The sequence below is a fragment of the Paenibacillus sp. WLX2291 genome (assembly GCF_046603665.1).
Taxonomy (GTDB): domain Bacteria; phylum Bacillota; class Bacilli; order Paenibacillales; family Paenibacillaceae; genus Saccharibacillus.
The window spans coordinates 5,183,405-5,195,780 of record NZ_CP176755.1 but is presented as its reverse complement, the minus strand read 5'-3'; the positions used below and the strand labels follow the sequence as shown (position 1 = coordinate 5,195,780).

At 51.0% G+C, this 12,376-nt stretch carries 11 protein-coding genes; 5 read left to right on the top strand and 6 right to left on the bottom strand.

The genetic code is table 11. From position 1 onward, the window contains the following. Positions 1-239 precede the first annotated feature (239 nt). Both ACDE64_RS22215 and ACDE64_RS22210 read right to left on the bottom strand, forming a co-directional pair. A complete protein-coding gene (locus ACDE64_RS22215) occupies positions 240-593 on the bottom strand; it encodes a hypothetical protein (protein WP_411344236.1) in 354 nt (117 codons plus the stop codon). A 207-nt stretch (positions 594-800) separates the two neighbouring features. Beyond that, positions 801-1,751 carry an NADP-dependent oxidoreductase gene (locus ACDE64_RS22210; protein WP_411344235.1) on the bottom strand — a complete coding sequence of 317 codons (951 nt, stop codon included), beginning with the start codon at positions 1,749-1,751 and terminating at the stop codon, positions 801-803. 192 nt (positions 1,752-1,943) lie between these two features. Between ACDE64_RS22210 and ACDE64_RS22205 the strand changes: the two genes are divergently transcribed. After that, entirely contained in the window at positions 1,944-2,096 is a 153-nt protein-coding gene (locus tag ACDE64_RS22205) for a hypothetical protein (protein ID WP_411348343.1), read from the top strand. Between the two features lie 37 nt (positions 2,097-2,133). Continuing rightward, positions 2,134-4,236 carry an S-layer homology domain-containing protein gene (locus ACDE64_RS22200; RefSeq protein ID WP_411348342.1) on the top strand — a complete coding sequence of 701 codons (2,103 nt, stop codon included), beginning with the start codon at positions 2,134-2,136 and terminating at the stop codon, positions 4,234-4,236. Positions 4,237-4,476: 240 nt separating this feature from the next. Here ACDE64_RS22200 and ACDE64_RS22195 read toward each other — a convergent pair whose 3' ends face one another. From ACDE64_RS22195 to ACDE64_RS22180, 4 genes are all read right to left on the bottom strand, one after another. Further along, entirely contained in the window at positions 4,477-5,319 is an 843-nt protein-coding gene (locus tag ACDE64_RS22195) for an AraC family transcriptional regulator (RefSeq protein WP_411348341.1), read from the bottom strand. Positions 5,320-5,416: 97 nt separating this feature from the next. Then, complete coding sequence (locus ACDE64_RS22190; protein ID WP_411348340.1) at positions 5,417-6,556, bottom strand: Gfo/Idh/MocA family protein; 1,140 nt, start codon at positions 6,554-6,556, stop codon at positions 5,417-5,419. Between the two features lie 63 nt (positions 6,557-6,619). Continuing rightward, on the bottom strand, positions 6,620-7,804 hold the full coding sequence (locus ACDE64_RS22185; RefSeq protein WP_411350372.1) for a Gfo/Idh/MocA family protein: 1,185 nt from the start codon (positions 7,802-7,804) through the stop codon (positions 6,620-6,622). Further along, on the bottom strand, positions 7,804-8,667 hold the full coding sequence (locus ACDE64_RS22180) for a sugar phosphate isomerase/epimerase family protein (protein WP_411348339.1): 864 nt from the start codon (positions 8,665-8,667) through the stop codon (positions 7,804-7,806). The genes ACDE64_RS22185 and ACDE64_RS22180 overlap by 1 nt, the downstream gene beginning before the upstream one ends. Before the next feature lie 333 nt (positions 8,668-9,000). On the opposite strand from ACDE64_RS22180, the gene ACDE64_RS22175 reads away from it, so the two are divergent. The 3 genes from ACDE64_RS22175 to ACDE64_RS22165 all read left to right on the top strand — a co-directional run bounded on the left by ACDE64_RS22175 (position 9,001) and on the right by ACDE64_RS22165 (position 12,143). Then, positions 9,001-10,029, top strand: coding sequence for a zinc-binding alcohol dehydrogenase family protein (locus tag ACDE64_RS22175; RefSeq protein ID WP_411350371.1), 1,029 nt, complete (start codon positions 9,001-9,003; stop codon positions 10,027-10,029). Between the two features lie 126 nt (positions 10,030-10,155). Further along, complete coding sequence (locus tag ACDE64_RS22170; protein WP_411348338.1) at positions 10,156-11,184, top strand: GTPase; 1,029 nt, start codon at positions 10,156-10,158, stop codon at positions 11,182-11,184. A 38-nt stretch (positions 11,185-11,222) separates the two neighbouring features. Then, complete coding sequence (locus ACDE64_RS22165; RefSeq protein WP_411348337.1) at positions 11,223-12,143, top strand: serine/threonine protein kinase; 921 nt, start codon at positions 11,223-11,225, stop codon at positions 12,141-12,143. Positions 12,144-12,376: the final 233 nt, after the last annotated feature.

Below are 12,376 nucleotides of genomic sequence, written 5' to 3'. Positions count from 1 at the left end.
CAATCGATATTCATAATATGGATATTTCAACAACAAACCGCCCCGGCGACTGGTGATCAAGCACCTGCGCCGGGGCGGTTTTTCATATCATTTCGTTTCGATATTTCTAGTACAATCTACGTCTGGATACCCCATTCGTAGATGACATGCGTCCTGCTACATCCGGGATGACTGCTCTTGGTATTTACAATGTTTCATATGCAGTCATCCGTCAATCCGCTGAATCGGATGAGCGTCGATCAGGGTTGCGACGCGGGTTTCACTTTGCGTTCGCCATCCTGCCGATTGCTCCACCAGCGAAATACCCATGCAACAATCGCCCATACTAGACTAACCGCCATGAGCGGGAACATCAACAATAACGGAATATCAATCAAAGCTCCAATATAATCGGGATGAATCATCTGATAGATCCAGCCCGGCAAGGTAGAGCCGAGTCCAATAACAAATAATATAGCAGCGCTGATCCATGCTCGGCGCGTCAGCCGCATGGCGGCAATGATCAGCACCAGCAGCACGGCGAGTTCCAGGAGCCAGACGATACGAAACAGTGGATCAGGAAATACGGTCGCCGGATTAATAAGCCACATCATACTGCACCTTCCTTAATAAAACATGGATTTGTTACAGCCATTATACTGCATTGGCTGCGGGCAAAATCGTCAAGTTTGTAAACGCAGGTGGTATGCAGATTACTGTTTTGCAATGTTTATCATCGTTCCGGAACGTCCAGTCCTGCGTTTGTATCTCTATTATCATTTGTACGGATCGCAGATTCCCGTTATGACGGGCAAATATCCTTACTGTACCTCATCTTCAAAAGTGATCACAATTTTACCTTTGGCATGATGCGTTGCACTGAGACGGTGAGCTTCGCGTAGACCTTCCTCGGAAAACGGCAGCTCGGTGCCGACGATAGCATTCACTTTGCGTTGTTCCAGCAGTTTACCAAACTCCTCTAACTGCTTGCCATCCGGTTGCAGCCAGATTGCTTTGGCAGTTACATTGTGCTGCTTGGCAAGTTCCTCGTCTGGCTGATCCAAAATGGAGATCAGGCGACCGCTGCCTTCTTTGAGCACCTTGAAGCTGTCCTTTTGAATCTGCCCACCCATCGTGTCAAACACAAGATCGATATCGGACAATTGTTCTGCAAAGTTCGTGGATTTGTAGTCAATTACTTCATCCGCGCCAAGTGATTTCAAAAATTCCGCATTTTTGGCGCTGGCGGTCGTGATGACGTGTGCGCCTGCGTGCTTGGCAAGCTGGATTGCCAGTGTGCCGACTCCGCCTGCTCCGGCATGAATCAGTACCTTTTCGCCTTCCTTGAGCTGACCGTGATCAAATAGAGCCTGCCATGCAGTCAATCCAGCTAGTGGAATCGAAGCTGCTTCGGCAAAGCTGATACCCGGTGGCAACGGAGCGAGCAGATTGTCATCGACCGCGACATATTCAGCGTATGTGCCAAAACGAGTCGTATCTGGACGGGCGAAGACATGATCGCCAATCTTCCATTCGGTGACGTCATCGCCAACTTCAGTGATTACACCAGCGGCATCCCAGCCGAGAATGATCGGGAACTCCCAATCCATCATTTGTTTGAGGTGCCCTTCGCGTAGCTTCCAATCAATCGGGTTGATGGAAGTAGCTTTTAACTTCACGACAACCTGCTTGGAACCCGGTTTCGGATCGGGTACGTCTGCCAGCTTGAGTTGATTCTCGTCACCATATTGTTCAATAATAACTGCTTTCATGTGAAATCCTCCTCGATTGCGTGATGTGTATATTGCATAGAATTGCAGATTCATTGTATTGATCAGGATATTCAGCGAAATAAACGTACTGTTATGTACATACCCATTCCAGCATGTGCAAACACACGGAAATAAAGAGACAGCCGAACACCGACTGGAAAAAAGCTTTGAATTATGAGATAGATGGAGAGCATGGTTACATCAGATGCTTTGACGGTCTGCTTTTTCGTTAGTGATGTAATGGAAAAAGAGTCCGACGGAGAGTGGAGTGTTGCCAGCATCGATGGATACGTGCAAAAGTCGCCAGCAGGCATTATGATTCTGCATCCAGCACCCGTTATATAGAAGTAGAACAAGCGAGATGAAATAGGAGCGAAATCATATGAACAATGACTATAATCGGATATTCCAATCGTCAATGTCCAGCACAGGTAGTTTGAATAGTAGTGTAAGGGACGTGCGCAACCTTCCCTTCGGCTTGCGACTATTTGCAATGCTGCTGATGGCATGTATGCTTTTCTCGCTACTTGTGCCGTTGGCATCGGCGCAATCGTATCAGGTGCAGTACACCATTTACAATCCGGCGGTGAATACGGCGCCGTCACTAGCATCCGTTATGCTTGATCCAGCGCTCCCAGCTCTGGAATATACGATGACTTCCATGCAATATAGTCTCAATTCTACAGATGGCAGCAATGGTGTCTGGAATGATGCGGCAGAGGGGGAGACGCCGTTTACACCTGCACAGGGCTGGCTGACCTTACGTTTGTATAACGATCCGTCGACAGCGTTTCGCTTGGCGTACATTAGCATCAATGGAGCTGGCGCGGATGGTACACAGCAAGGTGCGACTATCGGTACAAATACGACAACAGGAACGGAATCGACAACTTCCAATACAGGTTCAACGACTAACAATACGACCAATGCAACTTCGGGCAGCAATACAGGAACATCTTCGGCAAACAGTAGTGAAGGCAACAACAGCAATTCCAGTAATATTTCAAACACTCCCAACTCCGATTCGAGTGCTGTCAATTCTGGTACAACGGCATTACCAGATGGAAATGGTCTGTATACCGCTCAATCGTCTGCGCCCGGTCAACTGACGGTTACGCCACGTAAGGAGAGTATTGTGCAGCAGTTGGCATCTTCTTCCGACCGGATAGTGCCGATTGTGATTCCATCAGGCTATACGACGGTGGATTGTGTACTGAACGGGGATGTAATGCAGGCGTTATATGACGGTCAAGGCGGCATTCGAGTGGAATCGCCGCTGGGTGACTATGAGCTACCGGTATCAGGGATGAGCCGCAACGCTTTGCTGTCATTACCGGGTAGCACGTCTTCTCTGCAACATATTACGCTTCATATTGGCATCGCGCCTGTGAGTGAGGATATAGCCAATGCAGTGCAGCAGGTAGAACAGCAAGCAGGAATGAAAGCGATTGGTACGCCGGTACAATTTTCGCTAACCGGTACAGGTGGTTCGTCAGCTCCGGTTGCTATCAATCCCAATATGCTGTTTGCTGCGACAGGTACAGGTACAGGTACAGGTACAGGTACAGATAGCAGTGGCAATGCGAATCCTTCTGTTCCTGAAAAGGGGAGACAGCTTACGCTGCATCCGTCTAGTTCTAACGTCAATATCACGACAGCTATTCGCTGGAATCCGGTACAGAAGCGTATCATTCCGGTACCTACTGTAGTGAATCGTACTACTACCAATGCGTCCAACGGTAAAAGTCAGTCCGCTGCCACAAGCAATCTCAACCATGCAGGGCAGTCCACCAATACAGAGAATGCGAATCCTTCTACTACAACGACATCCGGCGCAGGTTCATCGAGCGGCTCTAATGACGTAGTTATTCACGGCTTTGTACCAGACGGCATGTATGCGCTGGTGCAGAGCAGCAAGACGTTTCCCGATGTAGCATCCAGTTGGAGCAAGGACGATGTTACGGATATGGCATCGCGGCTGATTGTGAACGGTGAGGACGGTAACTTTGTACCGGATCGTGAAGTGACGCGTGCGGAGTTTGCAGCGATGCTGGTGCGTGCGCTGGGCTTGGCGGATGAGCAGAGTAGTCATTTGCCCAAAGATGTGCATACGTCAGACTGGTATGCCGGTGTAGTAGGAACAGCGATCAATCACGGGCTGATCGAAGGATACAACGACGGCAATTTCCGTCCGAATCAATATATTACGCGCGAGGAAGCGGCAATGATTATGAGCCATGCGATGGACTATACCGGTCAATCAACTACGCTGTCGGACAGTCAGGTGCAGCAGCAGTTGAATCGGTTCTCCGACCGCAAACAAGTATCCAACTGGGCGAAAAAGGCAGTTGCTGCTACTGCGAAAAGCGCAATCGTACAGGGCAATCAAGGACGCTTTGAGCCGCAAAGTCATGTGACTCGTGCTCAGGCGGCAAGTATGATTCGTCGTTTACTGCAAAAAGCGGGCTGGATTAACGCGGGGTAACAGGCGATACAATTGATACGAAGGAACGAAGTGCGGAGTTGCACAGCGAGCACGGCTAATGTGAATGGTTTGGAGTATAGCAAAAGAGTCACGTGGACGGAGAATAACGTCTACGCGACTCTTTTGCTATACAATATGGGTGTTACATCATCTTCAATGAGACTGCCAAAGTGTATAGACTTCGCACATCAATATGACCTTTTCGCCTCATACATATTTCTAATACAGCGCATCATACTACTACCGCAAACGATAACTTTCCGGTGAACAACCGACTTCCTCGCGGAACATGCGGCTAAAATGAGCGGGCTGTTTGAAGCCGGAGCGGCGGCTGATTTCGCTGATAGGTAGGTCGTGTTGGTATTGCAGCAGTAGCTTTGCCTGATTGATCCGGCGGTGGTACAAATATTTAAAAATCGTCATGCCCGTCCATTCCTTGAACAGCGAGGACGCATACGAGCGTGACAGATGCAGATGGTCGGCGATCTGCTCCAGCGTCATATCGTGCATATAATGCTGCTCGATATAGTCGACGATATGATGAGCATACATCTCTTTGCCTTCGCGAACAACCGGGCTTTCCTGACGCTCACAGCATCCAGCAAGCAGTGCCAGCAAATCGCATAGCTTCATCATAAAAGGCAGTGGAATCTGACCTTGCTGCGGCTCATGTGACAACCGACTGAGCTGCTCTAACAGCACTTCCAGATCGCTGCGCTCCTGTAATGTCAGTTGCAAACGAATGCCACCAGATTGTTCAAATGGCAACAACAGCTTGTCAGCATAACTCGTCTGTACATACTCATGCAGCAGCGCAGGGTCAAAATGCAGCGTAGAACGCACGTACGGATGCCCCGGCTGTGGATGCGGACGATGTAAGGTGCGACCATGCATTAGCAGCACATCGCCCGGATGCAGCTGGTAGATGCGTTCCCCAACAATATACGTGCACAGACCTTCGTGAAAATAGTAAATTTCATAATGCAGATGGGAATGAAATCCGTCCGCCGCCACCGGTTCAAACGCACGCGTTTCCCGATAGCCGAGAGTGACTGCTTGCTCCATCCGCAGTGCATCCGGCATGAGTGCTGCACCTCCATAATGATAACGATTACATTTGCTTCTATTGTAGCATGTCATCTGAGGAGGAACAGACCTTTTGCCGGATTTGCCATTGGTTTTAGTTCGTAGATTGTGGAGTTATCGTTCCATTGGCTTCGATATCGGTAAAGCCTTGCATCGGATTGGGACGATTCCAAGCACGCTGCTGGGCAAGTAGGCAAATTTCCGCCGCTTTGAACGCATGCTCTTGTGTCATCGCGTGATCGGTACGATCCAGCACATCGCGGATCAGCTGACCGAAGAACGGATAGCCGACCTTACCCGATACGTCAAAATGATATTCACCCTCATGGTTCACCAGATATACATGATTGCCACCCGGTTCGCGCGCTACGTCGATATATTTGCGCAACTCGATATAGCCGTCTGTGCCGAGGATCGTCATCCGTCCGTCGCCCCATGTCCCTAGCCCATCCGGTGTAAACCAGTCGACACGCATATACCCGGAGGCGCCACTGCTGCCGGTCAGCGAGATTTCGCCAAAGTCCTCCAGTTCGGGATATTGCGGATGATGAAAATTAGCCACCCGGCTGAAATTAATCTGTGCATCCAGCGACGAGCTGAACGTGAGAAACTGTTCAATCTGGTGACTGCCGATATCGCACAGAATACCGCCATATTGCTCCCGTCGGAAAAACCAGTCCGGTCGTCGCTGTGCTGCCAGCAGATGTGGTCCGGTGCCCATAATCTGCACCACCTTGCCAATCGCTTGCTGCTGGATGAGTTGAAGCGCGTAGATCGCGCTCTCCTGATGTAATCGCTCACTGTAATAGACCATATATTTGCGTCCGGTGCGCGCCGTTTCAATGCGCGCCTCTACTAGCTGCTCCAATGTGGTAAACGGGGCTTTGTCGGTAAAATAATCTTTGCCCGCTTGCATTACACGCATACCGAGCGGACCGCGTTCCGAGGTGATCGCTGCCGCTGCTACGAGCAGAACGTCGTCGTCATGCAGCACCGCTTCCAGCGAAGGGGCGATACGCGCTTGCGGGTGTTTGTTTTGCAACGATTGAGCGCGATGTGGATCAGGATCGTAGATCCATCTCAGCGTCCCCCCTGCATTGACTAGCTCCGCGCACATGCCGTGAATATGTCCGTGATCTAACGCCACCGCCGCGAAGACGAATTCGCCGGGTGCACATGCAGGCTCATGATGATAGTCCGTAGTCGGTGCGTAAAACATGCCATCCTTGCTCATCCAGATCGTTCCTTTCCGTATGGAATGCTATTGATGAACTTGCATGTTGCATATCTCAATCGGTTATTTGTATGTCGCGCTTAGATCGGCAGGTGTAGCGGTATCGTCCGATACGATCTGTCCGGGCTGATATACCGATTGCTGACGTCGCTGCTCCAGCTGTTGCTCAAAGGCTTGCTCATCCAGCGGCAATTGCACCCAATCGTCTGTCCATGTAGACAACAGCATTGCATTGGACAGCGTTAATCCGTTAATACCTTCCACCCCGGGTGACAACAGAGAACTGCCAGTAATAATCGCTTCGATCCAATTACGGATGATGCCGGGATGCCCGGTTTCCTGTTCGCTGATTGGAATATCGCATTGCCAGCATTCCGGGCTGCCAAATTTACCAGTGTAGCGGGCATTGAATTGCGGTTCCGGCTCGCGCAGCCGCCAGAACGTCAATTGATCGTCTTCGATGACGATTTTCCCGCGTTCGCCAGTCACCTCAAATCGATTCGTGCCCGGTGCTTCGCCAGTTGTCGTAATGAAGACGGCGCTCGCTCCGTTAGCATATTCCAGATAGGCGGTCACATCGTCCTCGACCTCAATATCGCGATAATGTCCGAATCGGCAAAAGGCACGGATGCGCTCCGGTATCAGCCCGGTCGTCCATTGCAGCAGATCGAGTTGATGGGGACATTGATTGATCAGCACACCGCCACCTTCGCCGCCCCACGTAGCACGCCAGCCACCAGAATTATAGTAGCTTTGCGGACGATACCAGTTCGTAATGATCCAGTTCATGCGTCGTATCTGTCCTACTTCACCGGACTGAATCAGCTCGCGCAGCTTGGCATAGACCGGGTTGGTGCGCTGGTTGTACATGATGGCGAATACGCTTTGCGGATGTGCCGCCGCCGCTTCGTTCATTTCCCGTACCTGCGCTGTACTCACCCCGGCGGGCTTCTCGACCAGTACATGCAATCCATGTTGAAATGCAATCACTGCCTGCCGCGCATGATCGTCATGCGGAGTGGCGAGAATGACTGCATCCACCGTACCAGACTCCATCATCTGGATGGAGTCGCTCCAGAACGTAACCTGTTCCGATAGATGTTCTTGTGTCCATGTGCGCATACTTTCGCGAATATCGCATACTGCTGTCAACTCTGCACCTGGAATCGCACCGGATAGCAAGGTGCGTGCATGTGTACTACCCATATTACCAATGCCGATCACGCCGACTCTTACAGATGGTTGCATCATAATAACGCCTCCTGTTCGTGATCCTGCCGTAGTAGCGCCAGAAATGTATCGGTAAAATGGCGCAACATCGTCTCACCCGCCCATTGACCGCTAAAATCCTCCACACCAAGATAGCCATCGTACCCAAGCTGTTGCAAATGTCGTACGATAGGCGCCCAGCGCACGATGCCTTCGTTTAGCGGTGCCCAGTCACTTTGCCATTGTCCATTCTGCTGCTGCCAGGCGGAATTTTTGACATGGACATGCGCCAAATACGGACCGAGCATTTCCAGACCCATGCGATGATGCTCATACCCTTCGTGTACGAGATTGCCCGGATCGTACAGTACGCCGATGTGCGCCGGATTGAAGCGCTCTACTAATCGCAATGCGAGCGAAGCACTTGGGGCAATTGTGCCGTGATGCGTTTCCACCAGCGCCTTGATGCCGTACTGTTGCGCCATATCCTGAATCGCATCCAGATAACGCACCGCTTCCTCTTGCAAATCCTCTATATGCCGCTCCCCATTGTAGGATGGCACGCCAACTCGCATCATCTGCACATCCAGCTGTTTGGCAGTAGCAAATGCCTGTGCCGCCGCATCCAGATCGCCGCATTTTACATATGGCACGAGTGCAATGGAACGTATGCGATGCTTGTCTGTTTGCTGTCGAATGGTATCTACTATGGCCGCATCGCCTTGCGGATCGATGGAGCAGCGGTTATTTCGCCAAAAGGAAGGTGCTTCCTTCGTAGCCTCTTGCGGAATACCTGCATATCGCCATTCGATGCCTTGGATGCCTGCTGCTTCTGCTGCTTGGATGAGCTGCTCCGGTGTCAGCTCCGGCGTACATACGGTAAATACGGATAACTTGATCATGGCTACTTCAACTCCTGTCCCTTGGAATGTGGTCGTTATCAGACCGCCTGTAAACACTGGCATTGTAGCATGTGAGATCAGCGGAACACAGACCTGCGCAGCAACAGTGGAATCACAGATAAGCCGCATCGCAAAATGAACAATGTCAGAACAGTATCACCATTCCAAGTACCAGTTTGGAAAAGTTGGCATCATCCATAGCAAAAAAGGGTATTATACAACGTACTGTATTGTTTGGCGGGTCGCTATTCTTTTACAATGAAAATAGATAGTATGCATTGGCGTATATGCCGCTACACATAGATAGAACGGAAATTAGAGGAGGATACCATGATGACTGTAATGAAAGCGGTAGGGCTCACCCAGTATTTGCCGATTGAGAACGAAGAGAGCTTGCAGGATGTGCAGGTGGACAAGCCGGTTGCCGGTGATCATGATCTGCTTGTACAGGTGAAGGCGATCTCGGTGAATCCGGTCGATACGAAGCTACGTGCGCCTAAGGATAAAGTAGAGGAACAGCCGCGTATTCTCGGCTGGGACGTTGCTGGTATCGTAGAGCAGGTAGGCAGTGGAGTGGAAGGATTTCAGCCGGGAGATGAAGTGTATTATGCCGGTAGTGTGACACGTCCGGGCGGCAACAGTCAGTATCATCTGGTCGATTACCGGATTGCGGCGCACAAGCCGAAGCGACTGGATTTTGCCGCGGCAGCTGCATTGCCTTTAACAGCAATTACCGCATGGGAAGGCATTCATGATCGGCTTGGTATAGCGGAAAATCCGGCGCACAATACAGGTAAAAGCATTCTGATTATCAACGCCGCCGGTGGTGTTGGCTCCATTGCTACCCAGATTGCGCGTCAGGCGGGCTTAACCGTCATCGGCACTGCATCACGCTCGGAAACGGAAGAATGGGCGCTGGCGCACGGTGCGGAGCATGTGATCAGTCACCGCGAGGCGTTCTTGCCACAGCTGAAGGAGCTAGGCATCGGCGAAGTGGATTATATTTTCTGTCTGAATCATACGGATCAGCACTGGCAGGGCATGGCGGAAGTCATTGCGCCGCAGGGACGTATCTGCTCGATTGTGGAGACGGCAGAGCCGGTCGATCTTGGATTGCTCAAGGATAAAAGTGCTTCATTTGCATGGGAGTTCATGTTCACCCGTGCCAAGTACGAAACAGCGGATATGCAGGAGCAACAGCGTATTTTGCAAAAGGTAGCTTTGCTGGTGGATGAAGGTATATTCCACAGTACCGAATCGGAGCGACTGGAACCGATCAACGCTGCTAATCTGCGCGAAGCCCATGCCCAGCTAGAATCCGGCAGTACGATTGGTAAGCTGGTACTGGAAAACTGGGAGTAAATGAGCGAGAGTGAAGAAAATCGGTTTGAGATGTGATCCATTGCTTCACACACTATATCGTTCTGCATCATATCGTCTTGCATCAATTATAGCCAATTCAGTTATTTAACGGACGGAGGAGTCATCGTGAATCTCAAGGACAAGCAGCTCAAGGCGGATATCGGACGCCGGGCGGATCAAGCATTTGATCAGGAAATGGATGAGATTAACCGCCAGATGGAGCAGCAGGTGCTGATCGCGCTGGTCGGTGATGTGAATGCAGGCAAATCGTCCACCATTAACCGTATTATCGGTGACGAGGTTGCCGGTGTCGGCGCGGAGCCGGGCGAGACGACTCAAATTCGGGAATATCCATATCGCGACAAAATCATCCTGATCGACACGCCCGGCTTGAACGATGTGAATACAGCCAATTCCGAGCGCACGCGCGAATATTATCGCAAAACGGATGTGGTGCTATTTTTCCTTAATGCCGCAGGCACGGTCTTTTCTGAAGCGGAGAAGAAGTCGCTGGAAGCGTTGGAGAAGATCAACAGCGATATCCTGATCGTCTTGAACAAAATCGACGCTGCCGAAGAGATCGACCGACTGGTTCGCCGGATTCGGCAAGAAACGGGCGACCGTTATGAGGTGATTCCGGTATCGTCGCGCACGGGCGAGAATATTGAGAAGTTACGCTACGCCATTCTCGATTTGCTCAAAAAAAAAAGTAAGGACATCGTCTTCGCCCGCACGATCAAAGAAAAATCATCGGTCGCCAACAAATGGATCATCGGCGCAGCTACGTCCGCAGGAGCGATTGGCGCGGCTCCGTTGCCGGGTGCAGACATTATTCCGCTGACAGCGATCCAGATCGGGCTGCTTACACGATTGGCAACGCTGTATGAGCGTCCACTTAGTCGCGAGGCGGCGAAGGAGATCGTTATCGCTTCCATCGTTGGGAATCTGGGACGGACGTTGTTTGCACAGGTGGTGAAGCTGTTCCCAGGCGCAGGGACGGTTGCCGCTGCCGGTATCGCTGGATCGGTCACGCTGGCGCTAGGTTATTCGGTCAAGTATGCGTATGAGCGCGGTATTGACGTGACCCCGGAGAGCATCAGCAAGCTGTATCGCAAGTTCCGCACGAAGACGGACAAGGGCAAGCTGCCGAAATAAACGGTCGTATGTTGCAAAAGAGAAAGGCTGGTTGAGCGTTGAGAGCATTACAGCGAATGGTTGGGCATCTGTCCCGCTGGTTGCAGGAGCGACATTTTATGCCGGGCATGGTCATTCACGGGCGTTATGAGGTGGAAGGGCGGCTCGGTACGGGCAGCTACGGCGTTACGTATATGTGCCTTGATCTGTCTGATAATAGCAAAAACGTGGTACTGAAAACGATCCAGCCTCTGCGCGGCGGCGATCATCGGGCGCAGCTGATCTATGACCGCGAGCTACGTGCCATGCAGGCGCTGGATCATCCGCAGATGCCGCGACTGCTGGATCATTTTGTGTATCGTAAGCAGCGTTGTTTGGTTATGTCGTTTATGAACGGGTATAACATGGGCGAGTTGCTATTTGAGCAAGAACATTCTTTTACAGAACGGGAATCGCTGCAATTCATGCTGGAGTTGTCTCAACTGGTACAGCAAATGCATGAGCGCCAGATGGTGCATCGCGATATTAGTCTGTCCAATGTGCTGTGGGATAAAGGACGGATTCAATTGATCGACTTCGGGCTCACATGGCATCAGGATGAGCCACCAGCGCTTGTGCAGCAGTTGGACGAGCTGGTCAGTGGAGATGAGCAGGAGAAAGTGATTCGCCGTTCACTGCATGTACGTAGCGACTTTTACGGGATGGGTCATCTGCTGCTATATATGTTGTATAGCAGCTTTGACGAGCAGCGATTGGTAACGGTTGCGCAGGGGGAAGATAATACACATCGTCATGGAACAGGCAGACCGGAATCAGAGCCACTACTGGACAATGCCAGCTGGGAACAGCAATTGGACATTCATCCCTATACTCACCAGTTGATTCGGCGGCTGCTTCAAGCGGATACGCCGTATGATCGGCTGGAAGACATACAGGCAGATCTGCGGCAGGCATTGTCTTTACTAGATGCGGATACGTGAAGAATAGTGTTGTAAAAATATACAGCTGGTTGGAGCATACCAGCACGTCGCCAATCGACATGCTGGTGCGAAGTGTGAAGTGAAGTGAAGTGAAGTGAAGTGAAGTGAAGTGAAGTGAAATGAAGTGTGAAGTACAAAGTAGACTATATAAAAAAAGCAGCTTCTCCTTTGGATGAGGGAGAGGCTGCTTTTTTGTCATGCCATGTTGTGTTGTGGGATGCGGTCTATAGAGC

Coding starts and splice junctions, on each gene's coding strand:
- ACDE64_RS22190 (WP_411348340.1), bottom strand. CDS start 6,556: ATGAGCAAGGATGGCATGTTTTACGCACCGACTACGGACTATCATCAT.
- ACDE64_RS22175 (WP_411350371.1), top strand. CDS start 9,001: ATGACTGTAATGAAAGCGGTAGGGCTCACCCAGTATTTGCCGATTGAG.
- ACDE64_RS22205 (WP_411348343.1), top strand. CDS start 1,944: ATGGTTACATCAGATGCTTTGACGGTCTGCTTTTTCGTTAGTGATGTA.
- ACDE64_RS22215 (WP_411344236.1), bottom strand. CDS start 593: ATGATGTGGCTTATTAATCCGGCGACCGTATTTCCTGATCCACTGTTT.
- ACDE64_RS22195 (WP_411348341.1), bottom strand. CDS start 5,319: ATGCCGGATGCACTGCGGATGGAGCAAGCAGTCACTCTCGGCTATCGG.
- ACDE64_RS22180 (WP_411348339.1), bottom strand. CDS start 8,667: ATGATCAAGTTATCCGTATTTACCGTATGTACGCCGGAGCTGACACCG.
- ACDE64_RS22200 (WP_411348342.1), top strand. CDS start 2,134: ATGAACAATGACTATAATCGGATATTCCAATCGTCAATGTCCAGCACA.
- ACDE64_RS22210 (WP_411344235.1), bottom strand. CDS start 1,751: ATGAAAGCAGTTATTATTGAACAATATGGTGACGAGAATCAACTCAAG.
- ACDE64_RS22185 (WP_411350372.1), bottom strand. CDS start 7,804: ATGCAACCATCTGTAAGAGTCGGCGTGATCGGCATTGGTAATATGGGT.